The sequence below is a fragment of the Mesorhizobium sp. M0615 genome (genome assembly GCF_040320805.1).
In the GTDB taxonomy this organism is placed as follows: Bacteria; Pseudomonadota; Alphaproteobacteria; order Rhizobiales; family Rhizobiaceae; genus Mesorhizobium.
Genome location: NZ_JAMYQI010000004.1, coordinates 306,898 through 333,082 on the forward strand (window position 1 = coordinate 306,898; position 26,185 = coordinate 333,082).

Sequence of the window (26,185 nt, forward strand, 5' to 3'; positions counted from 1 at the left end):
AGGGCAAGGACATGCCGATCGAAATTCTCATGCCCGCTCTCTCGCCGACCATGGAAGAGGGCAATCTTTCCAAATGGTTGAAGAACGAGGGCGACAAGGTCGTCGCCGGTGATGTCATCGCCGAGATCGAAACCGACAAGGCGACGATGGAAGTCGAGGCCGTCGATGAAGGCACGATCGGCAAGATCGTGGTTCCCGCCGGCACCGAAGGCGTCAAGGTCAATGCGGTGATCGCCGTGTTGCTGCAGGACGGCGAAAGTGCAGGCGATGTCGAAAAGAGCGGCCAGCCTGCCTCAACCCAGGATGCCGTTTCCGCTGGCGGTCAGCGGACCGATGCAGCCGAGGAAGGTTCAAAAGCGGCTCCCCAGGATGCCGGCGAGGCTCCGAAGGCAGTTCCCGCCGCTCCGGCAGCCAAACCTGCCGCCGATCCGGATATTCCCGCCGGCACCGAGATGGTCTCGACCACGGTGCGCGAGGCCTTGCGCGATGCCATGGCCGAGGAAATGCGCCGCGACGGCGATGTCTTCGTCATGGGCGAGGAGGTCGCGGAATACCAGGGCGCCTACAAGATCACGCAAGGGCTGCTGCAGGAATTCGGGCCGCGCCGCGTCGTCGACACGCCGATCACCGAGCACGGCTTTGCCGGCGTCGGCGTCGGTGCGGCGATGGCCGGCCTGAAGCCGATCGTCGAGTTCATGACCTTCAACTTCGCCATGCAGGCGATCGACCAGATCATCAACTCCGCGGCCAAGACGCTCTATATGTCGGGCGGCCAGATGGGCGCACCGATCGTGTTCCGCGGACCGAACGGTGCGGCCGCCCGCGTCGGCGCCCAGCATTCGCAGTGCTATGCCGCCTGGTACAGCCATATTCCCGGCCTGAAGGTGGTGATGCCGTACACGGCTGCCGACGCCAAGGGCCTGCTCAAGGCGGCGATCCGCGATCCGAACCCGGTCATCTTCCTTGAAAACGAAATCCTCTACGGCCAGTCCTTCGACGTGCCGAAGCTCGATGATTTCGTGCTGCCGATCGGCAAGGCGCGCATTCACAAGCAGGGCAAGGACGTCACCATCGTCTCGTTCGGCATCGGCATGACCTATGCCATCAAGGCGGAAGCCGAACTGCGCGGCATGGGCATCGATGCCGAGATCATCGATCTCCGGACCATCCGCCCGCTCGACCTCGACACCGTCATTGCCTCCGTAAAGAAGACCAACCGCCTGATCGTGGTGGAAGAAGGTTTCCCGCAAAGCTCGGTCGGCGACCACATCGCCAATCAGGTGTCGCAGCGCGCCTTCGATTTCCTCGACGCGCCGGTCATCACCATCGCCGGCAAGGACGTGCCGATGCCCTATGCGGCGAACCTCGAAAAGCTGGCCTTGCCCAATGTCGGCGAGGTCATCGAGGCGGTCAAAGCCGTCACGTATCGCTGAGCCGGTCGGGAGGACATCATGCCAATCAACATCACCATGCCGGCGCTGTCGCCCACGATGGAAGAGGGCAATCTTTCCAAGTGGCTGGTCAAGGAGGGCGACAAGGTTTCGCCGGGCGACGTGATCGCCGAGATCGAGACCGACAAGGCGACGATGGAAGTCGAGGCCGTCGATGAGGGCACGGTCGCCAAGCTGGTCGTTCCGGCCGGCACCGAAGGCGTCAAGGTCAATGCGCTGATCGCCATTCTCGCCGGCGAAGGTGAGGATGCAGGTGCAGCGGCAAAGGGCGGCGGCGATGCCGCGCCCGCGAAAGCCGATGCCAAGCAGGATAAGGCGTCAATCTCCCCACCCGTGGGGGAGATGTCGACGAAGTCGACAGAGGGGGGCGCTGCCCCGCCGACCTCTCAGTCTGTCGCGCACCCCTCTGGCCTGCCGGCCATCTCCCCCACAAAGGGGGAGATCAGCCAATCGTCAGGCGAGCGCACCTTCGCCTCGCCGCTGGCTCGGCGCATCGCCAAGGACGCCGGCGTCGATGTGTCCGCCGTAACCGGCACCGGCCCGCATGGCCGTGTCGTCAAGGCCGATGTCGAGGCGGCGATTGCCGGCGGTGGCGCCAAGGCTGCACCGGCCGCGAAAGCCGCACCTGCCGGCGCTCCGGCACCTGCGGCTCCGGCTGCGGCACCCAAGGCGATGTCGGACGAACAGGTGCTGAAGCTGTTTGCCGAAGGGTCCTATGAGCTCGTCCCGCACGACAATATGCGCAAGACCATTGCGCGCCGCCTGGTCGAGGCCAAGACAACCATCCCGCATTTCTACCTGACGCTCGACTGCGAGCTCGATGCGCTGCTGGCGCTGCGCACACAGATCAATGCGGCTGCTCCGACGAAGAAGACCGACAAGGGCGAGGCTCCCGTCTACAAACTCTCGGTCAACGACATGGTGATCAAGGCGATGGCGATGGCGCTGATGGCGGTGCCGGATGCCAATGCATCGTGGACCGAAAGCGCCATGGTCAAGCACAAGCACGCCGATGTCGGCGTTGCCGTGTCAATCCCCGGCGGCCTGATCACGCCGATCATCCGCCACGCCGACGAAAAGACGCTGTCCACTATCTCCAACGAGATGAAGGATCTGGCGAGTCGTGCCCGCAGCCGCAAGCTGAAGCCTGAGGAATATCAAGGCGGCACGACGGCGGTTTCCAATCTCGGCATGTTCGGCATCAAGGACTTTGCCGCCGTCATCAACCCGCCGCATGCGACGATCCTGGCGGTGGGTGCCGGCGAGCAGCGGCCGGTGGTCAAGAACGGCGAGATCAAAATCGCCAATATCATGTCGGTGACGCTGTCGACCGATCACCGCGCCGTCGACGGTGCGCTCGGCGCCGAACTTCTGGTCGCCTTCAAGCGCATGATCGAAAACCCGATGGGCATGCTGGTCTAGGAAGGAAAAAGGCTGTGCGGAAATTCGTCACCAGCCTTTTCGCCCTGATCCTTTCCGGCCTGGCCGGCGGGCTGGTGGCGCTGTGGCTGGCAATCGCCACCAATGCGACCTCGGAATTCATCCTTGTCTTCATGGCCTCGGCGCTGGTCTCTATCGTTGCGACGGTGGCGTTTTTCATCGCGCAATTGGTGCCAAACCTACAAAGGGCGATCAATCTGACGGGGCTTGTTGGGGTTGCGTTGTTCGTGCTGGCCGGGATCGGGCTGATTGCCTGGACCTTCTCTCAGCCGCCGGGCAAAGCCCAGTGGTCGGGCGATCTCCCCGTTGTCGCCGGTCTGATTTTGCCAAGCATCGCCACGGTTATCGTGCAGTGGCTGTTCGTGGGATGGCGCGTGCGGCGCGGGCTTAAGGCGGAGGCGGGTGCGGGTGCATGAAGACGATCCTCTGCTACGGCGATTCCCTGACCTGGGGCTATGACGCGGCAAGCCTCGGGCGCCATGCGCTGGAGGACCGCTGGCCGAGCGTGCTCAAGGCGGCGCTGGGCGACGATGATATCGAAGTCATTGCCGAAGGTCTGAACGGCCGCACCACGGCTTTCGACGATCACCTGGCTGGTGCGGACCGCAATGGCGCCAAGGTGCTGCCGGCGATCCTGACCAGCCATGCGCCGCTCGACCTGATCATCATCATGCTTGGCGCCAACGACATGAAGCCCTGGATCCACGGCAATCCGGTCGCGGCCAAGCAAGGCGTGCAGCGGCTGATCGACATCGTACGCGGCCACGATTATCCGTTCGACTGGGCCGCGCCGCAAATCCTGATCGTTGCGCCACCCGCGGTCAGCCGCACCGACAATGCCGAATTCAAGGAAATGTTTGCCGGCGGCGACGAGGCCTCGAAGCGGCTGGCGCCGCAATATTCCGCGCTCGCCGACGAGGCCGGCTGCGGCTTTTTCGATGCCGGCACCGTAGCCGAGACCACACCGATCGATGGGGTCCATCTCGACACGGAAAACACGCGCAATATAGGTGAGGCATTGGCGCCATTGGTGCGCGTGATGCTGGAACTCTAGAGAAAAATCAGGGAGAAACCCCGTGGCTGAATCCTACGACGTCATAATCATCGGCTCAGGCCCCGGCGGCTATGTCACGGCGGTGCGCTCCGCCCAGCTCGGCTTCAAGACGGCCATCGTCGAGCGCGAGCATCTCGGCGGCATCTGCCTCAACTGGGGCTGCATCCCGACCAAGGCGCTGCTGCGCTCGGCCGAGATCATGCACTATTCCGACCATCTGAAGGACTACGGCCTGAAGCTCGAAGGCGGCAAGGTCAGCGCCGACGCGGCCGCTGTCGTCGACCGCTCGCGCAAAGTGTCGTTGAGGCTCAATGGCGGCGTCGCCTTCCTGATGAAGAAGAACAAGGTCGACGTCATCTGGGGCGAGGCGAAGCTCTCCAAGCCCGGTGAGATCGTCGTTTCCAAGACCGCCAAGAAACCGATGGAGCCGCAGCCGCCGGTGCCGAAGGGCGTCAAGGGCGAGGGGACCTATACCGCCAAGCACATCATTCTCGCCACCGGCGCCCGGCCGCGCGCGCTGCCCGGCATCGAGCCGGACGGCAAACTGATCTGGACCTATTTCGAGGCGATGGTGCCGAAGGAGATGCCGAAATCGCTGCTGGTCATGGGTTCGGGCGCCATCGGCATCGAGTTCGCCTCCTTCTACCGCACCATGGGCGCCGAGGTGACGGTGGTCGAGCTTTTGCCGGCGGTGATGCCGGTCGAGGATGCCGAGGTCTCGAAATTCGCGCAGAAGCAGTTCGAGAAGCAGGGCATGAAAATCATCCTCGAGGCCAAGGTGACCAAGGTCGAGAAGGGCACCAACTCGGTTACCGCACATGTCGAGATGAAGGACGGCAAGGTCGAGAAGATCACCGCCGACCGCATGATCTCGGCCGTCGGCGTGCAAGGCAATATCGAGAATCTCGGCCTCGAGACGCTCGGCGTGAAGACGGATCGCGGCTGTGTCGTCATTGACGGCTACGGCAAGACCAATGTGTCCGGCATCTACGCCATCGGCGATGTCGCCGGGCCGCCTATGCTGGCTCACAAGGCTGAGCATGAGGGCGTGGTCTGCATCGAAAAGATCGCCAATTTCCCGGGCGTGCATGCGACAGACAAGCTGAAGATCCCGGGCTGCACCTATTGCAACCCCCAGGTCGCATCGGTTGGGCTCACCGAAGCCAAGGCCAAGGCCGAAGGCAAGGACATTCGTGTCGGCCGCTTCCAGTTCGGCGCCAACGGCAAGGCGATCGCGCTTGGCGAGGACCAGGGCTTCATCAAGACCATCTTCGAAAAGAAGACCGGCCAGCTGCTCGGCGCGCATATGGTCGGCGCCGAGGTGACGGAGCTGATCCAGGGCTTTGTCGTGGCGATGAACCTGGAGACCACCGAGGAAGAACTGATGCACACCATCTTCCCGCATCCGACGCTGTCGGAGATGATGAAGGAAAGCGTGCTTGATGCCTATGGCCGTGCGCTCAACGCGTGATAAATTGGTGCCGCGAGACTCAGACGCATGCGCCGGAGGAACCTTACGGCAAGACAGTTCGTTTCCGGATGCATTTTCACCTGACACTGGAGGAGTTGGCATATGGACGTGAATGGCGTGGGCTGGATTGCGGCCATCATCATCGGCGGTTTGGCCGGGTGGCTGGCCGAGATGGTCATGAAGAGCAATACCGGCGTCTTGATGAACATCATTATGGGCATTGTCGGCGCGGTGGTGCTGAACGCAATTCTCAGGGCGCTCAACATCGAACCCTTCGGTGTCGGCTGGCTCGCCTACCTGATCACCGGCTTCATCGGCGCCTGCCTGCTGATCTTTGCCGGGCGGCTGATACGCCGCTAAAACGGCTCGCCGTTTTATCTCGTTCTTCTGACGCAATTCCGGACGGAAAACCGTGTCACACTTTTCCTGGAATTGCTCTGGATCCCCGCTATGCGAAAAAGGCTGTGGCGGCATGCGCCACCGCAGCCTTTTTCTTTGCTCCGAAAAGTCTTAAGTGACGTTCTGAAGGCTGACGCCGACGGGCGGACGCCAACAAGTCAGGTTTGAGATGGTCACCGTCCTCGACACGATCGCCAACGCGCCGCGCCTGCGGCACCCCGAGAAGGCGCACAAGCCTGATCAGGACGTGCTGCGCAAACCCGACTGGATCCGCGTCAAGGCGCCGATGTCGAAGGGCTATGCCGAAACCCGCGAGATCGTGAAGTCGCACAAGCTGGTCACGGTGTGCGAAGAGGCCGGCTGCCCCAATATCGGCGAGTGCTGGGAAAAGAAGCACGCCACCTTCATGATCATGGGCGAGATCTGCACGCGCGCCTGCGCCTTCTGCAATGTCGCCACCGGCATTCCGACCGCGCTCGATGCCGATGAGCCGGCGCGTGTCGCGCATGCCGTCAAGCAGATGGGGCTGACCCATGTCGTCATCACCTCGGTCGACCGCGACGATCTCGCCGATGGCGGCGCGCAGCACTTTGCGGAAGTCATCCGGGCTATCCGAGCAGCGACACCTCTGACCACGATCGAAATCCTGACGCCCGATTTCCTGCGCAAGGAAGGCGCGCTGGAGATCGTCGTGGCGGCCAAGCCCGATGTCTTCAACCACAATCTCGAAACCGTGCCGTCGAACTACCTGACGGTGCGGCCGGGTGCCCGCTATTTCCACTCGATCCGGCTGTTGCAGCGGGTCAAGGAGCTCGACCCGTCGATCTTCACCAAGTCCGGCATCATGGTCGGCCTCGGCGAAGAGCGCAACGAGATCCTGCAACTGATGGACGACCTGCGCTCGGCCAATGTCGACTTCATGACCATTGGCCAGTATCTGCAGCCGTCGAAGAAGCACCACCCGGTGATCCGCTTCGTCACGCCGGAGGAATTCAGCTCCTTCGCGACGATCGGCAAGACCAAGGGTTTCCTGCTGGTGGCGTCGAGCCCGCTGACGCGCTCCTCGCACCACGCCGGCGACGATTTCGCCAGGCTGCGGGCGGCGCGTGAGGCGCAGCTCAAAAAAGCCAGTTAAATCCTGCTTCAATGCCGAAATTCGAAGCCACACGCCGCGTTGCCCACACGCCGGAGCAGATGTTTGCGCTGGTCGCCGATATCGAGACCTATCCTGAATTTCTGCCGCTGTGCGAGGCGCTGACGGTGCGCTCGCGCAAGGAGCGTGACGGCCGCACCATTCTCCTCGCCGATATGAGCATCGGCTACAAGGCGATCCGCGAGACCTTTACGACGCAGGTGCTGTTGAAGCCGGACGAGAACACAATCGATGTCAAATACATCGATGGACCGTTCAAATATCTCAGCAATATCTGGCGCTTCGAGCCGGCCGACGGCGGCGGCTGCAACGTCCGCTTCTTCATCGACTACGAGTTCAAGAGCCGCATCCTCGGCGTGGTGATGGGCACCATGTTCGATCGCGCCTTCCGCATGTTTTCAGAAGCCTTCGAAAAACGTGCGGACGTCATCTACGGAACGACGCCCATCTCATGAGTGTCGCCGAGCGCGCGCAGCCCGATCTCCAGCGCATGCTTGACCGTCTCGCGGCGGATGAAGTCGCGGCCATTGTCGGCAAACATATTGAGCTTGGCAGCCACCGGCCCACGTCTTAGGGCAACCCCGAACCAGACGAGGCCGACCGGTTTTTCCGGCGAACCGCCGCCTGGGCCGGCAATGCCGGTGACGGCAAGCGCCAGCCCGGCGCGCGAGCGCGCCAGAGCGCCCGCCGCCATCTCCAGAACCGTTTCGCGCGAGACGGCGCCATGCGCCTCGAGTGTGGCGGGCGAGACGCCGAGCATCTCCATCTTTGCTTCATCGGAATAGGTGATGAGGCCGCGATCGACGACAGCGGACGAGCCGGCAATGTCGGTCAGTGCCGAGATGATCATGCCGCCGGTGCAGCTCTCGGCCGTCGCCAGCATGATGCCGCGCTGCTGGCAGACCTGGAGCAGGGCGTTGGCAAGATCGCTGTTGTTCATGCGGGAACCTCCCCGGGGAAGACGACACTGGCGGTGGCGATGGCGGCGATGCCTTCCTCGCGGCCGACAAAGCCGAGTTTTTCGTTGGTCGTCGCCTTGACGGAGATGCGATCGCTGGAAATGCCCAGCATCGCCGACAACGCGTTGGTCATGGCCTCGCGATGCGGGCCGACGCGCGGCGCCTCGCAGATCAGCGTGATGTCGGCATTGGCGATGCGGCCGCCGCGTTCGCGCACCAACCTGGCCGCATGCTCGACGAAGATCTTTGACGCCGCGCCCTTCCATTGCGGATCGGAAGGCGGGAAATGCGTGCCGATGTCGCCGGCGCCGCAAGTGGCGAGCAACGCATCGGTCAGCGCGTGCAGGCCGACATCGGCATCCGAATGTCCCGAAAGCTTCTTGCCGTGCGGAATGGCGACGCCGCACAGAGTGACATGGTCGCCTGCCTCGAAGGCGTGCACGTCATAGCCATTGCCGGTGCGAATGTCTGGAAAACGCTCGCCAGTAAGCCGCTGATCCGCCATCGCAATATCCCTTGCCCAGGTCAGTTTGACATTGTCCGGCGACCCCTGAACGATTTTCACCGGAATATGCGCCCATTCGGCGATCGCGGCATCGTCGGTAAAATCCGTCTTGCCGAGATGATGGGCCTTTTCGTGCGCGGCGAGCAACGGCCAGAACGGAAAGCCTTGCGGCGTCTGCGCGGCATGAAGGCCGGCCCTTGGCACCGTCTCCTCGATCATGCCGGTCGCCGACTCGCGCTTCAGCGTATCGGCGACGGGCAAAGCGGGCAGCGCGCCCTGGCGCTCGCCAATGGCGGCGATGGTACGGTCGATCAGGACCGCGTCGACAAACGGCCGCACCGCGTCATGGACAAGGACACGGCCGGGCGTACGGTCCCTCAGCGCCAGCAGGCCGAGCCGGACCGATGCCTGGCGCGACTCGCCACCGACCACGGCGGTAACCCGCTCGGCATATACGCCGGCTGCCTTGTCAAAAAGCGCGTGGTCATCGGCATGGATCGCGACGACGACGGGGCCAATTTTGGGATGCGCCAGGAACGTCTCCAGCGTGCGCGCGATGACGGCACGGCCACCGATGCGTTGATATTGCTTCGGCCCGTCGGCCTTTCCGGCACGCGCGCCGCGACCGGCGGCAACGATGACCACGCCGACCTTGTCGGTCGTCGCCTCGGCCGGTTTTTCGCTTGCGTCTGTCATGCCGAGAGGCTTAGTCGCGGCTTATGGCGAAGGCCAGCATTTTCCCAAATGCGCCGCAATGTGACGTCATTGCGCGTTGCACAATGCCTTTCTTATGGCTAGAGAATGTGCAGCAATCCGATATGCTTGGTTTTTGTGCATGCCTGAAGTGACAAAATTGGCTTCGCCGCTCGACGTTGGCGGCGTGACGATCCGCAACAGCGTCTTCCTCGCGCCCATGTCGGGAATAACGGACGAGCCGTTCCGGCAGCGCGCCTACGCGCATGGCGCGGGCCTGGTCGTGTCGGAAATGGTGGCGAGCGGCGAGCTTGCCAAGGGCAGGGCCGGCTGCGACCTGCGCATCCGTCATTCCGGGCTGCCCGTCCATATGGTTCAGCTTGCCGGCCGCGAGGCCGAGCACATGGCCGAGGGCGCGCGCATCGCTGCCGGCGAGGGCGCCGACATCATCGACATCAATATGGGCTGCCCGGCCAAGAAGGTGACCGGCGGCTATGCCGGCTCGGCGCTGATGCGCGATCTCGACCATGCGCTGTCGCTGATCGAAGCGGTGGTAGGCGCGGTCCAGGTGCCGGTCACGGTCAAGATGCGGCTCGGCTGGGACGACAATGCGCTCAATGCACCCGTCTTGGCGCGCCGCGCCGAAGAGGCCGGTGTTAAAATGGTGACCGTGCATGGGCGCACGCGCTGCCAGTTTTATCAAGGCAAGGCCGATTGGGGCGCCATCGCCCGCATCAAGGACGCCGTCTCGATCCCGGTGGTCGCCAACGGCGATGTGGGCTCGCCCGCGGAGGCCGCCGAAATCCTTGAACAGTCGGGCGCCGACGCGGTGATGATCGGTCGTGCCCATTATGGCGCGCCATGGACGGCGGGCCGCATTGCGGCGACGGCTGCGGGCGACGCGCTCTCCGGCGTGCCGGAAAGCCCGCAAGCCATGGCCGACTACATCGTTTCCCACTACGAGGACATGCTGACGCTTTACGGCGTCGAAAGCGGCTTGCGCCAGGCGCGCAAGCATCTCGGCTGGTATCTCGACCGCCACGCTGCTGGCGTTTCCGATGGGCGGCGGAAAGCCATCCTCACCTCTTTCGAACCCGCCCGCGTCATTGCCTTGCTGCATGAGGTGTTTTCCGGCGAAGCCACGCCCTTGCGGAGCGCCGCATGAAGGCCACGGTCACACCGAGCTCCGACATGGCGGATGCCGCCAGTATAGTGCTGAACACCATCCGCCGTCCCGTCATCATGGTCGATCCGGACGGGTTCATCACCTACGCCAATGCCGATGCGGAAGACTTCTTCCGCTCAAGTGCCAACATGCTTGCCCGCAACACACTCTCCAAGCTGATCCCGTTCGGCAGCCCGCTGTTGCAGCTGGTCGACCAGGTGCGCGAGCGCCGTGCGCCGGTCAACGAATACCGTGTCGACGTGTCATCGCCGCGTCTCGGAATCGAGAAGGTCGTCGATCTTTATGTCGCGCCGGTGCCGGAATTCCCAGGCTCAATCGTGGTGATGTTCCAGGAACGCTCGATGGCCGACAAGATCGACCGCCAGATGACACACAGGGGTGCCGCGCGTTCGGTCACCGGCCTTGCCGCCATGCTGGCACATGAGATCAAGAACCCGCTGTCCGGCATACGTGGCGCCGCACAGCTGCTCGAACTCTCGGCGTCCGACGAGGATCGCGCGCTGACCCGCCTCATCACTGACGAGACTGATCGCATAGTCTCCCTCGTCGACCGCATGGAAGTGTTTTCCGACGAGCGGCCGATTGACCGCTATCCTGTCAACATCCATGTCGTGCTGGATCATGTGAAGGCAATCGCGAAGAACGGTTTTGCCAAGAGAATCAGGATATTGGAGGACTATGATCCATCATTGCCTCCGGTTTTCGCCAACCGCGACCAACTGATCCAGGTGTTTCTCAACCTGGTCAAGAACGCTGCCGAGGCGATCGGCGGCGACCCGCAGGGCGAGATCGTGCTGTCGACCGCGTTCAGGCCGGGCATCCGCGTTTCCGTTCCCGGAACCCAGGACCGTGTGTCGCTACCGCTTGAATTCTGCGTGCGCGACAATGGGTCCGGCGTTTCGGAAGATATTCTGCCGATCCTGTTCGATCCGTTCATCACCACCAAGCCGAACGGCTCGGGGCTCGGCCTGGCGCTGGTGGCGAAAATCGTCGGCGAGCATGGCGGCATCATCGAATGCGATTCGACGCCGCGCGGCACCACCTTCCGAATCCTGATGCCGGCCTGGAAAGAAACACCCATCGACACTGCCGATGATGAAGGCGAAGGAGACCGCAAATGACGGTTCGCGGCAATATTCTCGTCGCCGACGACGATGCGGCCATCCGCACCGTGCTCAATCAGGCGCTGTCGCGCGTCGGCCATGAGGTGCGCGTGACCTCCAACGCCTCGACGCTGTGGCGCTGGGTGGCGGCGGGCGAGGGCGATCTGGTGATCACCGACGTTGTCATGCCGGACGAGAACGCCTTCGACATGCTGCCCCGCATCAAGAAGGCCCGGCCGGAGCTGCCGGTCATCGTGATGAGCGCGCAAAACACCTTCATGACGGCGATTCGTGCTTCCGAAACAGGTGCTTATGAATATCTGCCGAAGCCGTTCGACCTGACCGAGCTGCTCAACATCGTCAATCGTGCGCTGTCAGAGCCGCGCCGACCGAAGATCGATACGCGACCGGAAGAACAGCCTGACGCCATGCCGCTGGTCGGCCGCTCGGCCGCCATGCAGGACATCTACCGCATGCTGGCGCGCATGATGCAGACCGATCTGACGGTGATGATCTCGGGCGAGTCCGGCACCGGCAAGGAATTGGTGGCGCGCGCGCTGCACGAATATGGCCGCCGCCGCGGCGGTCCGTTCGTCGCCATCAACATGGCGGCGATCCCGCGCGATTTGATCGAATCGGAGCTGTTCGGCCACGAGAAGGGCGCCTTCACCGGCGCACAGAACCGCTCGACCGGCCGCTTCGAGCAGGCCGAGGGCGGCACGCTGTTCCTCGACGAGATCGGCGACATGCCGATGGAGGCGCAGACGCGGCTGCTGCGCGTGCTGCAGCAGGGCGAATACACAACGGTCGGCGGGCGCACCCCGATCAAGACCGATGTGCGCATCGTCGCCGCTACCAACAAGGATCTGCGCACGCTGATCAACCAGGGGCTTTTCCGCGAGGATCTGTTCTATCGCCTGAATGTCGTGCCGCTTCGGCTGCCGGGTTTGCGTGAGAGATCGGAAGACATTCCCGATCTGGTGCGGCATTTCTTCAAGATCGGCGCCAGCGAAGGCTTGCAGACCAAGCGCATCTCGACCGGCGGCATCGAATTGATGAAGCGCTATCCGTGGCCGGGAAACGTGCGCGAGTTGGAAAACCTGGTGCGCCGGCTTGCGGCGCTCTATTCGCAGGACGAAATATCAGCCGAGATCATTGAAGCCGAGCTGAAGACAGGCGAAAGACCGGTCGTTCCCGGCGGCGGCAATTTGATTCCGGACGATCTATCCATCGGCCAGGCGGTGGAGCACTTCCTGCAGCGCTATTTTGCCTCTTTCGCCGGTGAGTTGCCGCCGGCAGGTCTCTATCAGCGCATCTTGTCCGAGATCGAATATCCGCTGGTGCTCGCTTCCATGACGGCAACGCGCGGCAACCAGATCAAGGCGGCCGAATTGCTCGGCTTGAATCGCAACACGCTGCGCAAGAAGATTCGCGAGCTGGGCGTCAACGTCTACAAATCGTCGAGATCATGAGCGCCTGGCGCCCGAAGTGACGCGAGGTCGTCCCCTTTTCAGGGGATCGGCGGCCGAAAGATTTCCGTCACGGCCACACTTGTTGCATAATCGCCACAATGCGTTGCATACATCCGACGCAATCACTGGCTCTTAGACGGCGACATGGCTTCGCAAGCTCTGACATCAAACGAACCGCTTTTCAGCAGACCCGGCCAGAGGGATGGACGGCGGCTGCTTGCGTTGCCCGGCGTTGTGGCAATTGCCGGCGCGCTGGTTACGGCGGCAATCTCGTTTGCGATTCTTGTCGGCGCCACGCCGATCACGCCAGACGCAAACACAACGCTGACGCTGATTGCGGCCAATGCCTTATTTGTGCTGGCGCTGATTGCCCTCGTCGGCCGCGAGGTGCATCGCATCACCATGGCGCGCCGGCACGGCAAGGCGGCGTCACGGCTGCATGTGCGCATCGTGACGATGTTTGCGCTGGTCGCGGCCATCCCCGCCATCATGGTGGCCATCATCGCCTCAATCACGCTCGATATCGGCCTCGACCGCTGGTTCGAAATCCGCACCAAGGCGATCGTCAACTCGTCGCTGTCGATCGCCGACGCCTATGTGCAGGAAAACGCTCGTAATCTTCAGGGCACGACGCTGTCGATGGCCTATGATCTCGACGCCTCGCGCACGCTTTACGGCCTCGATCGAACCGGCTTTCTCGACCTGATGAACAAGGAAGCCGTGGGCAGGAGCCTGGTGCATGCGGCGCTGGTCAGGGAAGACGGCTCCTTTGTCATGAGCGCGAAGACCGATGCGGATTTCTCTATGCCGCCACCGCCGGAGGGCGCGGTCAGCGCCGCGGCCGACGGCAAACCGGTGCTGATCGAGCCGAAGACGCGCAACATCATGGGCGCCATCATCAAGCTGCGGGAGATCGAAGGCCTCTACCTCTACACCAATCGCCTGGTCGACCCCGAAGTGATCAAGGCGAGGGCGATCGTCCAGTCCAACACCGCCGAATATCGCGGCCTGGAAGACAACAGGCGGACGTCGCAGGTGGCGTTCGCGCTGCCCTATCTGTCACTGACGCTGATCATCATCCTGTCGGCCATCTGGACCGGCATAGCGGTGGCCGACCGTCTGGTGCGGCCCATCCGTCAACTCATCGGCGCGGCTGACGAGGTTGCGACCGGCAATCTCGATGTCGCCGTGCCGGTACGGCCTTCCGACGGCGATGTCGCCTCGCTTGGCGATACGTTCAACAAGATGCTGCTGGAGCTTAAATCGCAGCGCAACGAGATCCTGTCGGCCAAGGATTTGATCGACGAACGGCGTCGTTTCTCGGAAGCGGTGCTGGCCGGCGTCACCGCCGGCGTCATCGGCGTCGATCCCTACGGCATCGTCTCCATCGTCAACAAATCGGCCGAAACGATGCTGGCCATATCGGCCACGGCGGCGCTGGGGCAGAACCTGTCCGCCGTGCTGCCGCATGTCGGCCGTGTCTTCGAGATCGGCCGCAAATCCGGCAAGCCGGTCTATCGCGAGCAGGTCACCTTCTATCGCACCGGCGCCGAGCGTACCTTCAACGTGCAGATCACCATCGAGGCCGGCGACGACGGCGAGGAGGAGAAATCCTACGTCGTGACGGTCGACGACATCACCGATCTGGTCCAGGCGCAGCGCTCGTCGGCGTGGGCGGATGTGGCGCGGCGCATCGCACATGAGATCAAGAACCCGCTGACGCCGATCCAGCTCTCGGCCGAGCGCATCAAGCGCCGCTTTGGCAAGGTCATCACCGAGGACCGCGAGATTTTCGACCAGTGCACCGACACGATCATCCGGCAGGTCGAGGATATCGGCCGCATGGTCGACGAGTTCTCGGCTTTCGCCCGCATGCCCAAGCCCGAGATGAAAGCCATCGATCTGCGTGAATCGCTGCGCGAGGCGTCGTTCCTGGTCGAAGTCAGCCGCGCCGACATTGCTTTCGAACGCGTGTTCGGCAACGAACCGCTCAAGGGCACGTTCGATAGCCGATTGATGGCGCAGGCTTTCGGCAACGTCATCAAGAACGCGGCCGAGGCGATTGACGGGCTGGAACAAAAGGACGGTTCGCACGGCATAATCCGGATTCAAGCTGCCCGGCAGAATGGCGCGATCAGAATCGACGTCATCGACAATGGCAAAGGCTTGCCACGCGAGAACCGCCAAAGGCTGCTCGAGCCCTACATGACGACGCGCGAGAAGGGCACCGGGCTCGGTCTCGCCATCGTCAAGAAGATCGTGGAGGACCATGGCGGGCGGCTCGAATTGCACGATGCGCCTGCGGATTTCCACGGTGGACGCGGCGCGATGATCTCGATCATCCTGCCGCCAGCTGCCGCAACCGCGCCGCCACGCGATCAAGGCGAAACGGAACACGAACGAGAAACTGAAAAGGTCGGTAATGGCGTCTGATATTCTCATCGTCGATGACGAGGAAGACATCCGTGAACTCGTCGCGGGCATATTGAGCGACGAAGGGCATGAAACCCGCACGGCATTCGATGCCGACAGCGCGCTCGCGGCAATCGCCGACCGGGCGCCGCGGCTGATTTTCCTCGACATCTGGTTGCAGGGCTCGCGCCTCGACGGGCTGGCGCTGCTCGACGAGATCAAGACGATGCATCCGAGCCTGCCGGTGGTGATGATCTCCGGCCACGGCAATATCGAGACAGCGGTGTCGGCCATCCGCCGCGGCGCCTATGATTTCATCGAGAAGCCGTTCAAGGCCGACAGGCTGATCCTGATCGCCGAGCGGGCGCTCGAAACCTCGAAATTGCGGCGCGAGGTGTCCGACCTCAAGCAGCGCAGCGGCGAAACCTTCGACCTGATCGGCATGTCGTCGGCGATGAGCCAGCTGCGCCAGACCATCGAGCGCGTGGCGCCGACCAACAGCCGCGTCATGATCATCGGTCCGTCCGGCTCGGGCAAGGAGCTCGCCGCGCGCGCCATCCACACGCTGTCGACGCGCAAGGGCGCGCCGTTCGTGACGCTGAGCGCGGCCAACATCACGCCCGAGCGCATGGAGATCGAGCTGTTTGGCACCGAATCGAACGGCACCGAGCGCAAGGTCGGCGCGCTTGAAGAGGCGCACCGCGGCATTCTCTACATCGACGAAGTGGCCGACATGCCGCGCGAGACGCAGAACAAGATTTTGCGCGTGCTGGTCGAACAGCAGTTCGAGCGGGTCGGCGGCACCAAGCGGGTCAAGGTCGACGTCCGCATCATCTCCTCGACCTCGCAGAACCTGGAGGCGATGATCGCCGACGGCCGTTTTCGCGAAGACCTCTATCACCGCCTGGCGGTGGTTCCGGTCATGGTGCCGGGCCTGGCCGAGCGGCGAGAGGACATTCCCTATCTCGTCGACAATTTCATGAAGCAGATCGCTCGCCAGGCCGGCATCAAGCCGCGCCGCATCGGCGACGATGCGCTTGCCGTGCTGCAGGCGCACAACTGGCCGGGCAATGTCCGCCAGCTGCGCAACAATGTCGAACGGCTGATGATCCTGGCGCGTGGCGACGATATCGATGCGCCGATCACCGCCGACCTGTTGCCGTCGGAGATCGGCGATGTCATGCCGCGCACGCCGAACCAGTCCGACCAGCACATCATGGCGCTGCCGCTGCGCGAGGCGCGCGAACAGTTCGAGAAGGACTATCTGATCGCCCAGATCAACCGTTTCGGCGGCAACATCTCGAAGACGGCGGAATTCATTGGCATGGAGCGCTCGGCGCTGCACCGGAAACTGAAGTCGCTGGGGGTCTGATCCCCATTGTTGTTGGTCCAGCGGGCCGTGGCCCGTGCAATTGCCGGTTACGGCAGCGGCGGAATCGCCTAGAAATAGCGAGACTGTTCTGAGGGATAACCCATGCCGCGCATTGCCTATGTGAACGGGCGCTATGTCGCCCATGCCGACGCTGCCGTGCATATCGAGGATCGCGGCTATCAGTTCGCCGACGGCGTCTACGAGGTCTGCGAGGTGGCGCAGGGCTTTATCGTCGACATGCCGCGCCATCTTGCCCGGCTGAACCGCTCGCTTAGCGAATTGTCGATCGACTGGCCGGTCACCAAGGGCGTGCTGCCGCTTCTTCTGCGCGAGATCGTGCGGCGCAACCACGTCGTCAACGGCCTGGTTTATGTCCAGGTTACGCGCGGTGTTGCCAGCCGCGACTTCGTTTTCCCGGCCGATACACCGTCATCGCTGGTGATTACGGCCAGAAAGGCCGACCCGGCGGCGGCCGCCAAGCGAGCCGAGGCGGGCATCAAGGTCATCACCGTGCCGGAAAACCGTTGGGACCGGGTCGACATCAAGAGCACCGGCCTGCTGCCCAACGTGCTGGCCAAGCAGAAAGCCAAGGAGGCCGGCGCCCAGGAAGCCTGGTTCGTCGACACCGATGGCAACGTCAAGGAGGGCGGCTCGTCCAACGCCTGGATCGTTACAAGGGACGGCGTTCTGGTTACCCGGCCGGCGGAGCATGGCATCCTGCGCGGCATCACCCGCACGACCATGTTCGAAGTGGCGGCAAATCTCGGGTTGACGATCGAGGAGCGCGGTTTTTCAGTCACTGAAGCCAAGGCTGCGCGAGAAGCTTTCATCAGTTCGGCAACGACAATCGCCATGCCGGTCGTGGCAATCGACGGTGCCGCGGTCGCCAATGGGCACCCCGGTTCGATAACACTTTCATTGCGGCAAGCCTTTTTTGACGTTGCGGAAAAAAGTCCAGCCTGATAACCGCACAGACGGACTGCACATCAATATATCTCGTTCTGCTTGTCGTTACTGACGGCAAGGGGGTGTTTGCAAGCTTGACATGTGCCCGCTAATTTGGCGCATTGGCCTGCAAACCGAAGGGGATCGGCGAAAGACAAGAACAATGGCGGAACGATCGCAAAACCTTCAGGACCTGTTCCTGAATTCTGTTCGCAAGAGCAAAAATCCACTCACCATCTTTCTCATCAACGGCGTCAAGCTGACCGGCGTGGTCACTTCCTTCGACAATTTTTGTGTTCTGCTGCGCCGTGACGGCCACTCCCAGCTCGTCTACAAGCATGCCATTTCCACGATCATGCCGAGCCAGCCGGTTCAGATGTTCGATGGCGAGGAAAGCCAGGGCGCCTGATTGGCACGTGAAAAAGACGCGGACCGCGGCGTCCGCGGGAAACCAGCACATAATTCCGGGACGGAAGCCACAGGTCCGACCCGGGCGGTTGTCATTGTGCCGGTGCTTACCCGGCATCAGCGCAACGATGACGAAACGAACCGTCCACGGCTGACGCGTTCGGCGGATGCGCGCCACGACGAAGCGGTCGGCCTTGCCCGCGCCATCAACCTGGATCTGATCCACACGGCGGTGGTCACCGTCAACGATCCACGCCCGGCAACCTTGCTCGGCAGCGGCAAGGTCGCGGAATTCGCCGAGATCGTCAAAGAGGGTCACGCGGAGGTGGTCATCGTCGACCATCCGCTGACGCCGGTGCAGCAGCGCAATCTCGAAAAAGAAATGAATGCCAAGGTGCTCGACCGCACCGGACTGATCCTGGAGATTTTTGGCGAGCGCGCGCGGACCAAGGAGGGCACGCTGCAGGTCGAACTTGCCCATCTCAACTACCAGAAGGGCCGCCTGGTGCGGAGCTGGACCCACCTTGAACGCCAGCGCGGCGGAGCCGGCTTCCTCGGCGGCCCCGGCGAAACCCAGATCGAATCGGACCGGCGGCAGCTGCAGGAAAAAATCATCAAGCTCAAGCATGAGCTGGAAACGGTGCGCCGCACCCGCGACCTGCACCGGGCCAAGCGCAAGAAGGTGCCGTTCCCGGTGGTGGCGATCGTCGGCTACACCAATGCCGGCAAGTCGACGCTGTTCAACCGGCTGACCGGGGCCGACGTGCTGGCCGAAGACATGCTGTTTGCCACGCTCGACCCGACGCTGCGCCGCGTGCGCCTGCCGCACGGCACGCCGATCATCCTGTCGGACACAGTCGGCTTCATTTCGGACCTGCCGACGCATCTGGTCGCCGCCTTCCGCGCCACGCTGGAAGAGGTCGTCGAGGCCGATCTGGTCATCCACCTGCGCGATATTTCGGATCCGGATACCGCAGCGCAAGCCGAGGACGTCGAGCGCATTCTCGCCGATCTCGGCGTCGATGCCGGCGATGCCAAGCGCGTCGTCGAAGTGTGGAACAAGGTCGACCTGCTCGACGACGGCAACCGCGAGCGTCTGCTTGCCGACGGCACTGACGCCAACAAGGCGCCGCCGATCGCCATCTCGGCCGTCACCGGCGAAGGCATCGATGCGCTGAAGGCGCTGATCGAGACCAGGATGTCGGGCGAACTCGAGGAATTGACGGTGACGATCGAACCGGCGCAGTTCGGCCTTGTCGACTGGCTCTACCGCAATGGCGACGTCGTTTCGCGGGTAGACAATGAGGATGGCAGCGCAACCATTGCACTCAAGGCTACGCACAGCGCGCGGCATGAGATCGAAAGCCGATTGCACCGCAAAAACAGGCAGTAAGCCTGATTATTTCGCGCTCTTGGCCTGCTGCCAGAGCGCTTCCATCTCGTCCAGCGTGGCTTTTTCGAGCGTGCTTCCCGATGCATCGATCGCGCGCTCGACATAGTGGAAGCGCGAGCGGAACTTTTCGTTGGTGCCGCTGAGCGCCGCTTCCGAATCGAGGTTGAGGTGACGGCCCAGGTTGACGACGGCAAACAGCATGTCGCCGAATTCGTCCTTGATCTCAGCCGTTTCGCCCTTGGCCAGCGCCTCGCGCAATTCGCCGATCTCTTCCTCGATCTTGTCGAGGATGGGTGCTGCCTCGCTCCAGTCGAAACCGACACGGGCAGCCTTTTCCTGCAGCTTTAGCGCCCGCGTCAAAGCGGGCAGGGCGACGGGCACGCTGTCCAGGAACCCCTTGCCATTGTCTTCGGGGTCGAGGCCGCGGGCGAGGCGGGCGCTTCGCTTTTCGGCTTTTTCCTCAGCCTTGATCTTTTCCCACATGCCCTTTGCCATGCCGGCGCTGCGCGCCTTCTCGTCGCCGAAGACATGCGGATGGCGGCGGATCATCTTGGTGGTGATGGCCTCGACCACATCACCGAAGGCAAAATCGCCGGCTTCCTCAGCCATCTGCGCGTGGTAGACGACCTGCAGCAGGAGATCGCCGAGTTCGTCGCGCAGATCGTCGAGATCGCCGCGCGCAATGGCGTCGGCCACCTCATAGGCTTCCTCGATCGTATAGGGCGCGATGGTCGAGAAATCCTGCTCGATGTCCCAGGGACAACCGGTCTTCGGCGCCCTGAGCGCCGCCATGATCTCGATCAGCCGGGAAATGTCGCGCGAAGGTTTCATGCGGCGAATGCTATCCCGCTGCCTGTCGTGCGGCCAACGGCGTCAGCCGGAGAGGGGAGATTGTCCACAGCGAGCTTCAGCCGAGTACCGACACAACCGCCTTGGCGAGGTCATCCATGCCGTCCTCGGGCAGGCCGGCGACGTTGATGCGGCTGTCGCCGACCATGTAGACGCCATACTCCGCACGCAGCCGCTCGACTTGCGCCTCGGTCAGGCCAAGCCTGGAAAACATGCCGCGATGGCTGGCGATGAAGTCGAAGCGGTCGGAGTTGGACTGCCGGCGCAGCGCGTCGGCGAACTGGACGCGCAGCCTCAGCATGCGCAGCCGCATCTCCTCCAGCTCCGCCTCCCAGTCGGCGCGAAGGCCATCATCTTCCAGCACCATGCGCACGGCGGCGGCGCCATGGTCCGGCGGCATCGAATACATGGCGCGCGCCGCCGCCAGCATCTGGCTCATCGCCACATCGGCTTGCGCACCATCCTTCGCCAGGATCATCGCCGCGCCGACGCGGTCGCGGTAGACGGCAAAGTTCTTCGAGCAGCTCGAGGCAACGACCATTTCAGGCACCTTGCCCGCGAGAAGGCGCAAGCCGGCCGCATCGGCGTCCAGGCCTTCGCCAAAGCCCTGATAGGCAATGTCGACAAAGGGCAACAGCCCGCGCTCGACGACAAGATCGGTGACGCTGGCCCATTGCGCGATATCGAGATTGGCGCCGGTCGGGTTATGGCAGCAGCCATGCAGCAGCACGATATCGCCGGGCTCGGCTGCGCCAAGCGTTGCCAGCATCTCGTCGAAGCGCACCGCGCCGGAAACGGCATCGAAATAGGGATAATCGCGCACCTTGAGGCCGGCCCCGCGCATCACCGGCGGGTGGTTCGGCCATGTCGGGTCCGACAGCCAGACGGTTGCGTCGGGGCGGGTCCGCTTCAACAGCTCCGCCACCAGCCGCAGCGCGCCGGAACCGCCAGGCGCTTGCGCGGCGCGGATGCGCGTCATGTCGGCAGCGGGGCCGAAGGCCAGCTTGACCATCGCCGTGTTGAAGCCGGTGTCGCCGGCAAGGCCGAGATAGGTCTTGGTGTCCTGGTCCTGCAGCAACCGCTTCTCGGCCTCGCGCAGGGCGCGCATGACCGGCGTCCTGCCGTCGCGGTCCTTGTAGACGCCGACGCCGAGATCGATCTTGCCGGGGCGCGGATCGGCGCGATAGAGGCCGATCAAGGCGATGATCTTGTCAGCCGGGGCAGGTTGCAGGGTCTCGAACATCAATACGGCTCCAATGGCGGCGGAGTAATACGCAAAGCGGCCGCGTTTCGCCAGTGCTTCCATCTGCGCCAGTCCGCTAGCGTACTGGACCGTTACGCCAAGCTTTGTCTGTACGGCAGGGGTCGGCGGCTATGGCGACGGGTTCATTCCAATCCGCCGGATAAGCACCCGTCCAATCACGGCGAGACCGATGCCGGTCAGCAGGGAGAAACCGCCGAGCATGCCGGCCAGCCCGGCAAGGAACCAGCGTCCGGCGAAGCTGTCGACGGAGGCATTTTGCGGATTGGTTGGGTCGTAAGCGACAGGGACGCTGTCGCCATCACCCCAGAACGAGCTGTGGACGGCATTGTTGAAGCGGATGACGGTGCCGTCGGCGGTCGAGAACTCGATGCGGGGATTGTATTCGGCGGCGACAATCCTGCCTGTCGCCGAAGCGGTACGAGGGCCGTACATCTCGACGATGGCCAGCACGCCGGAAGCGATCAGTCCGACAATGCCAAAGATGATGAACACCCTGCCGACGATCGGCAACGCTGCAAAACCCGTTACACGACTACCATTGGCCATCTTTTGCTCCTGGGACAGACGGATAAGGCTAGACTTCATCCATAAAGCAAACATCTGCCGCACGGGAGATGGATAAGTGCGCAGCGGACTTCTGATTGCATGATGCCTATTGTGGCGACGCAAAAAAGTTTTGGTGGCGATGGATTAAGATCCCCGCCTGTTTCGTAAACGGGGCATGAAACGGTCGATGCCACGCTTCGATATTGTCGGACAGCTGGGTTCGCTCAGGCGCTACGCACGCTCGCTGACGCGCGACGGCACTGACGCCGAGGATCTGGTGCACGATGCGCTGGTGCGCGCCTACGAGCGGCGCGACACATTCCGCTCGGGCGGCAATCTGCGGGCATGGTTGCTGTCGATCGTCCACAACGCTTTCATCGACAAGATGCGCTCGCGCCGGTCGGAAGCAGCGCGTGTCGAGCAGGCCGGCTATCTCACCGATGCCAGCACCCCGGCGCCTCAGGAACATTCCGTGCGACTGGCGCAGGTGCGCGAGGCCTTTTTCAGTCTGCCGGAGGAGCAGCGTTCGGCGCTGCATCTGGTCGCCATCGAGGGCCTTTCCTACCAGCAGGCCGCCGACGCCAGCGGGGTGCCGCTGGGCACGCTGATGTCGCGCATCGGCAGGGCGCGCGCAGCACTGCGCGAGATGGAAAACGCTGCACCTTCGCCGGCCAAAAGCCATCTGAGGATCGTGGGAGACCCGTCATGACTGACCTGTTGCGGGACCCGGTGACCGATACCGATCTCGATTCTTATGTCGACGACCAGCTGGATGTCGCGCGCCGCATCGAGGTCGAGGCGTTCCTCTCAGTTCGTCCGGAGGCTGCGGCGCGGGTGATGTCCGACTTGAGGACGCGCGACGAACTGCGCCTGGCGCTGGCTGCTTCCACAGGCATGGCGCGGCCGGCGACGACTGAAGTCGCGCGCCGGCTGGGCAGGGGACTGGCCAGTCGCCGCGTCTTCGCCGTGCTGCAGCGGGTGGCCGCGGTCGCCGTCTTTGTCGCTGCCGGCTGGCTGGCGAACGGCCTCTTCGGGCCGCTGCTGGTGACCAAGGTCGTGGCTTCGCCGCCGCCGCCCGCCTATGTCGAAGAAGCGATCCGGGCGCACAAGACGACGCTCATGCGCGAGGCGATGCCCTCGCAGCTGGAGGCGCCCAACTACAATGGCGACGAAATCCGCGCCGCCACCGCAATCGTCATGCCATCGCTGCCCAAGGACTGGAAGGTCCGCGACGTGCAGATCTATCCGTCGCGCTTCGGGCCGAGCGTCGAAGTGGCGCTGGAGACGAAGGATATGGGGCTGGTCTCGCTGTTTGCGATCCGGCCCGGAACCTTCGACGTGGTCAAGCCTGCCATCGCGCCCTCCGGCGACATCTCCTCTGCCTATTTCCAGATCGGCGAGGTCGCGTACGCGGTCGTCGCGCGCAGCGATGTCCACGACCTCGACCGCGCCGCCGAGACGCTTGCCAAGACACTTTACTGATCAGGACACTTTACTGAGACCACATAAGGAGAACCCGCATGAATACCCCTGACCTCGGATACCGCATGGGCACTGGCGCGCGCGCCGGCGCCGTCTATGACGAGGGCCTGCGCAGCCACATGCTGCGTGTCTATAACTATATGGGCATCGGCCTCGTCGTCACCGGCATCGTCGCCATGGTGGTCGCTTCGACGCCGGCCCTCTACGTGCCGATCTTTTCCAGCCCGCTGAAATGGGTGGTGATGCTGGCGCCGCTCGCCTTCGTGCTGCTGTTCTCGTTCAAGATGCAGACGATGTCGGCGGCGAGCGCCCAGTTGATGTTCTGGGCCTTCTGCGCGGTGATGGGCCTGTCGCTGGCTTCGGTGTTCCTGGTCTTCACCGGCACCAGCATCGCGCGCACCTTCTTCATCACCGCCACGATGTTCGGCGCCACCAGCCTCTACGGCTACACGACCAAGCGCGACCTGACCCAGTTCTCGTCCTTCCTGATCATGGGCCTGATCGGTGTGGTGATCGCCAGCGTCGTCAACATCTTCCTTGGCTCGACCGCGCTGCAGTTCTCCATTTCGGTGATCGGCATCGCGGTGTTCGTTGGCCTGACCGCCTGGGACACGCAGACGATCAAGGAACAGTATGCGGAGAATTTCGACGCGGAATCGCAGCAGAAGCTCGCCGTCTTCGGCGCGCTGTCGCTCTACCTGAACTTCGTCAACATCTTCCAGCTGCTGCTGAACTTCACCGGCGAACGCGAATAGTCGAACCGTAGCAGGGCAACAATCTCGATCTCGCAGTGGCCGGAGGAGAATCTCCGGCCACTGTCGTTTTTGCCGTCGAGACATCGCTCCTCTATCAGCGCGATGTCGCTGCGCCCTTGAGTCCATGGGGGCTTTTGCTAACCTGCCGCTCGCACGCAGCTTTCCGCGAGAACGCATGGAACAAGTGACGCTTCACGGCGACGGCATCTCGGCAACCATTGTCGGGCAGGGGGCCGAGCTCGTCTCCTTGCGCAATGCCGAGGGTCTGGAGTTTTTGTGGCAGGCCGGGCCGGAATGGCGGCGGCATTCGCCGGTGCTGTTTCCGATCGTCGGCCGGCTGAAGGGGGACCAGCTTCGCCATCGGGGCCGGGTCTATCCCCTGACGCAGCACGGATTTGCCCGCGACAAGCCATTTGTGTGGGCTGACGCGAGCCCCCGATCCTGCGCGCTGGTGTTGACCGACGATGCCGATACACGCACGCGCTATCCGTTCGCCTTTCGCCTTGCCATCACCTACACGCTCGAGCGTCGCGAACTTGGTGTGAGCTTCGAGATTGCCAACACCGGCGACGAGACGCTGCCAGCCTCCATCGGTGCACATCCGGCTTTCAATTGGCCATTGCAGCCGGGGCTCGCCAAGACAGACTACCACCTGACCTTTGCCCAGAACGAGCCGGCGCCGATCCGCCGGCTGAAGGATGGCCTGGTGGTGGCTGCACCACAGCCGACGCCCATCGAAGGCAAAACGCTGGCGCTTTCCGAACAGCTGTTCGAGGCAGACGCCGTGATCCTCGACCGGCCGGCCAGCACCAGCGTGCGCTATGCCGCCCGTAACGGTGCGGCGATCGAGATGTCGTGGCAGGGTTTTAGGGAATTGGGCATCTGGTCGAAGCCGGGCGGCGCTCCGTTCCTGTGCATCGAACCCTGGCATGGCCTCGCCAGCCCCGTCGATTTCGATGGTGAGTTCGCGGACAAGCCGGGCGTGATGCTGATCGCGCCCGGTGAAAAGCGCGTGCTGAGCTATCAGGTACGGCTCGAGCATGCGCCGCTGTGACCGATGAACCAGAGACAGGCGCGATGAAACTTGGCTTCATCGGCACGGGTGCCCTTACAGCGGCCATTGTCAGCGGGCTCAAATCCGTCGCGGATAACTCCGTCTCCGTGCTGCTGTCGCCGCGCAATGAAGAGATCGCCGCAGAGCTGGCAGCCCGTTATCCGGATGTGCGTATCGCTGATGACAATCAGGCGGTTCTCGATCAATGCGACCTGGTCATGCTGGCTGTCCGGCCGCAAATTGCGCATGACGTCCTGCCGGGTTTGCGGTTTCGGCGCGAGCATCACCTCATCAGCTTGATCGCCACGCTGCCGCGCGAGGAGATTGCCCGCTTGACCGCACCCGCGCACCAGGTGACGAAAGCGCTGCCCATGCCGATGATCGCCCACCGGCTGGGGGCAACGATCATCTGCCCGCCGGATGCCACTGTCGCTGCCTTGTTCGGCAATCTGGGGAAAGTGATCGAGGTCGAGAACTCAGCCGAATTCAACGCGTTGAGCGTGGCCACCGCAACCTATGCCAGCTACTTCAGATACCTCGATACGATCAACAGCTGGCTCAAGAGGAATGGCGTGGAGGAAGGGAAGGGGCGCGATTACATCGCCTCGCTTTTCAAAGCCTTGGGAAGCGCTCCTGATATGTCGCCGGATGCCGACTTCATGCATCTGGCGCAGGACTATGCGACGCGCGGCGGCATCAACGAACAGGTTCTTCGCGAACTCACGGCGCGAAACGTGTTCGAGGCGCTCACCGAGAGCCTGGACGGCGTACACCGGCGCATCGTCGGCGATACGCCTTGATGGGCGGCACCTTGAAGTT

At 63.1% G+C, this 26,185-nt stretch carries 26 protein-coding genes; 21 read left to right on the forward strand and 5 right to left on the reverse strand.

The genetic code is table 11. The annotated features are described in order from the left end of the window. Nucleotides 1–11 precede the first annotated feature (11 nt). From NKI46_RS08920 to NKI46_RS08955, 8 genes are all read left to right on the forward strand, one after another. Nucleotides 12–1,433 (forward strand): pyruvate dehydrogenase complex E1 component subunit beta, encoded by a 1,422-nt coding sequence (locus NKI46_RS08920; RefSeq protein ID WP_023734036.1) that lies wholly within the window; start codon nucleotides 12–14, stop codon nucleotides 1,431–1,433. 18 nt (nucleotides 1,434–1,451) lie between these two features. Beyond that, nucleotides 1,452–2,873: a pyruvate dehydrogenase complex dihydrolipoamide acetyltransferase gene (locus NKI46_RS08925; protein ID WP_352745783.1), complete on the forward strand. Its 1,422-nt coding sequence runs from the start codon at nucleotides 1,452–1,454 to the stop codon at nucleotides 2,871–2,873. Between the two features lie 14 nt (nucleotides 2,874–2,887). Beyond that, a complete protein-coding gene (locus NKI46_RS08930) occupies nucleotides 2,888–3,307 on the forward strand; it encodes a hypothetical protein (protein ID WP_352745784.1) in 420 nt (139 codons plus the stop codon). Further along, nucleotides 3,304–3,945, forward strand: a complete 642-nt coding sequence (locus NKI46_RS08935) for an SGNH/GDSL hydrolase family protein (protein WP_352745785.1) — start codon at nucleotides 3,304–3,306, stop codon at nucleotides 3,943–3,945. The genes NKI46_RS08930 and NKI46_RS08935 overlap by 4 nt, the downstream gene beginning before the upstream one ends. 22 nt (nucleotides 3,946–3,967) lie before the next feature. Beyond that, complete coding sequence (gene lpdA / locus NKI46_RS08940) at nucleotides 3,968–5,416, forward strand: dihydrolipoyl dehydrogenase (RefSeq protein WP_352745788.1); 1,449 nt, start codon at nucleotides 3,968–3,970, stop codon at nucleotides 5,414–5,416. A gap of 102 nt (nucleotides 5,417–5,518) precedes the next feature. Continuing rightward, nucleotides 5,519–5,776 carry a GlsB/YeaQ/YmgE family stress response membrane protein gene (locus NKI46_RS08945; protein ID WP_023668920.1) on the forward strand — a complete coding sequence of 86 codons (258 nt, stop codon included), beginning with the start codon at nucleotides 5,519–5,521 and terminating at the stop codon, nucleotides 5,774–5,776. Between the two features lie 208 nt (nucleotides 5,777–5,984). After that, complete coding sequence (gene lipA / locus NKI46_RS08950) at nucleotides 5,985–6,950, forward strand: lipoyl synthase (RefSeq protein ID WP_023668921.1); 966 nt, start codon at nucleotides 5,985–5,987, stop codon at nucleotides 6,948–6,950. An 11-nt stretch (nucleotides 6,951–6,961) separates the two neighbouring features. Further along, nucleotides 6,962–7,423: a type II toxin-antitoxin system RatA family toxin gene (locus tag NKI46_RS08955; protein ID WP_023835245.1), complete on the forward strand. Its 462-nt coding sequence runs from the start codon at nucleotides 6,962–6,964 to the stop codon at nucleotides 7,421–7,423. On the opposite strand, the gene NKI46_RS08960 is transcribed toward NKI46_RS08955, so the two are convergent. Then, nucleotides 7,399–7,908: a CinA family protein gene (locus NKI46_RS08960; RefSeq protein ID WP_352745791.1), complete on the reverse strand. Its 510-nt coding sequence runs from the start codon at nucleotides 7,906–7,908 to the stop codon at nucleotides 7,399–7,401. The two genes, NKI46_RS08955 and NKI46_RS08960, sit on opposite strands and share 25 nt — an antisense overlap. Then, a complete protein-coding gene (locus tag NKI46_RS08965; protein WP_352745794.1) occupies nucleotides 7,905–9,128 on the reverse strand; it encodes a bifunctional 2-C-methyl-D-erythritol 4-phosphate cytidylyltransferase/2-C-methyl-D-erythritol 2,4-cyclodiphosphate synthase in 1,224 nt (407 codons plus the stop codon). The genes NKI46_RS08960 and NKI46_RS08965 overlap by 4 nt, the downstream gene beginning before the upstream one ends. A 139-nt stretch (nucleotides 9,129–9,267) precedes the next feature. Between NKI46_RS08965 and dusB the strand changes: the two genes are divergently transcribed. The 8 genes from dusB (at nucleotide 9,268) to hflX (ending at nucleotide 19,416) form a co-directional block, all read left to right on the forward strand. Next, nucleotides 9,268–10,290, forward strand: coding sequence for a tRNA dihydrouridine synthase DusB (gene dusB / locus NKI46_RS08970; RefSeq protein ID WP_352745796.1), 1,023 nt, complete (start codon nucleotides 9,268–9,270; stop codon nucleotides 10,288–10,290). Next, nucleotides 10,287–11,432: a two-component system sensor histidine kinase NtrB gene (locus NKI46_RS08975; protein ID WP_352745799.1), complete on the forward strand. Its 1,146-nt coding sequence runs from the start codon at nucleotides 10,287–10,289 to the stop codon at nucleotides 11,430–11,432. Before dusB ends, NKI46_RS08975 begins: the two co-directional genes overlap by 4 nt. Next, nucleotides 11,429–12,886 carry a nitrogen regulation protein NR(I) gene (gene ntrC / locus NKI46_RS08980; protein WP_352745802.1) on the forward strand — a complete coding sequence of 486 codons (1,458 nt, stop codon included), beginning with the start codon at nucleotides 11,429–11,431 and terminating at the stop codon, nucleotides 12,884–12,886. Before NKI46_RS08975 ends, ntrC begins: the two co-directional genes overlap by 4 nt. 144 nt (nucleotides 12,887–13,030) lie before the next feature. Beyond that, on the forward strand, nucleotides 13,031–15,319 hold the full coding sequence (locus tag NKI46_RS08985; RefSeq protein WP_352745804.1) for a sensor histidine kinase NtrY-like: 2,289 nt from the start codon (nucleotides 13,031–13,033) through the stop codon (nucleotides 15,317–15,319). After that, nucleotides 15,309–16,670: a nitrogen assimilation response regulator NtrX gene (gene ntrX, locus NKI46_RS08990; RefSeq protein ID WP_023668929.1), complete on the forward strand. Its 1,362-nt coding sequence runs from the start codon at nucleotides 15,309–15,311 to the stop codon at nucleotides 16,668–16,670. Before NKI46_RS08985 ends, ntrX begins: the two co-directional genes overlap by 11 nt. Nucleotides 16,671–16,772: 102 nt before the next feature. Continuing rightward, entirely contained in the window at nucleotides 16,773–17,633 is an 861-nt protein-coding gene (locus NKI46_RS08995; protein ID WP_352745807.1) for a D-amino-acid transaminase, read from the forward strand. A gap of 145 nt (nucleotides 17,634–17,778) precedes the next feature. Further along, nucleotides 17,779–18,024: an RNA chaperone Hfq gene (hfq, locus tag NKI46_RS09000; protein WP_006202172.1), complete on the forward strand. Its 246-nt coding sequence runs from the start codon at nucleotides 17,779–17,781 to the stop codon at nucleotides 18,022–18,024. Further along, nucleotides 18,025–19,416 (forward strand): GTPase HflX, encoded by a 1,392-nt coding sequence (gene hflX, locus NKI46_RS09005; protein WP_023738873.1) that lies wholly within the window; start codon nucleotides 18,025–18,027, stop codon nucleotides 19,414–19,416. A gap of 6 nt (nucleotides 19,417–19,422) precedes the next feature. Here hflX and mazG read toward each other — a convergent pair whose 3' ends face one another. The 3 genes from mazG to NKI46_RS09020 all read right to left on the reverse strand — a co-directional run bounded on the left by mazG (nucleotide 19,423) and on the right by NKI46_RS09020 (nucleotide 22,075). Beyond that, a complete protein-coding gene (mazG, locus tag NKI46_RS09010; protein ID WP_023738872.1) occupies nucleotides 19,423–20,247 on the reverse strand; it encodes a nucleoside triphosphate pyrophosphohydrolase in 825 nt (274 codons plus the stop codon). Between the two features lie 76 nt (nucleotides 20,248–20,323). Next, nucleotides 20,324–21,508 (reverse strand): amino acid aminotransferase, encoded by a 1,185-nt coding sequence (locus NKI46_RS09015; protein WP_023691284.1) that lies wholly within the window; start codon nucleotides 21,506–21,508, stop codon nucleotides 20,324–20,326. 129 nt (nucleotides 21,509–21,637) lie between these two features. After that, the gene (locus NKI46_RS09020; RefSeq protein ID WP_023706554.1) at nucleotides 21,638–22,075 is read right to left on the reverse strand and encodes a DUF3592 domain-containing protein; all 438 of its coding nucleotides are present in this window, start codon (nucleotides 22,073–22,075) and stop codon (nucleotides 21,638–21,640) included. 175 nt (nucleotides 22,076–22,250) lie between these two features. Here NKI46_RS09020 and NKI46_RS09025 point away from each other — a divergent pair, with 175 nt between their 5' ends. The 5 genes from NKI46_RS09025 to NKI46_RS09045 all read left to right on the forward strand — a co-directional run bounded on the left by NKI46_RS09025 (nucleotide 22,251) and on the right by NKI46_RS09045 (nucleotide 26,166). Then, entirely contained in the window at nucleotides 22,251–22,784 is a 534-nt protein-coding gene (locus NKI46_RS09025) for a sigma-70 family RNA polymerase sigma factor (RefSeq protein WP_023688465.1), read from the forward strand. Continuing rightward, nucleotides 22,781–23,557 (forward strand): anti-sigma factor family protein, encoded by a 777-nt coding sequence (locus NKI46_RS09030; RefSeq protein WP_023710522.1) that lies wholly within the window; start codon nucleotides 22,781–22,783, stop codon nucleotides 23,555–23,557. Before NKI46_RS09025 ends, NKI46_RS09030 begins: the two co-directional genes overlap by 4 nt. 38 nt (nucleotides 23,558–23,595) lie before the next feature. Further along, nucleotides 23,596–24,312, forward strand: coding sequence for a Bax inhibitor-1/YccA family protein (locus NKI46_RS09035; RefSeq protein WP_023738871.1), 717 nt, complete (start codon nucleotides 23,596–23,598; stop codon nucleotides 24,310–24,312). 175 nt (nucleotides 24,313–24,487) lie between these two features. Further along, complete coding sequence (locus tag NKI46_RS09040; RefSeq protein WP_023738870.1) at nucleotides 24,488–25,366, forward strand: aldose 1-epimerase family protein; 879 nt, start codon at nucleotides 24,488–24,490, stop codon at nucleotides 25,364–25,366. Between the two features lie 23 nt (nucleotides 25,367–25,389). Then, nucleotides 25,390–26,166, forward strand: coding sequence for a pyrroline-5-carboxylate reductase (locus NKI46_RS09045; RefSeq protein WP_023710519.1), 777 nt, complete (start codon nucleotides 25,390–25,392; stop codon nucleotides 26,164–26,166). The last annotated feature ends 19 nt before the right edge of the window (nucleotides 26,167–26,185 follow it).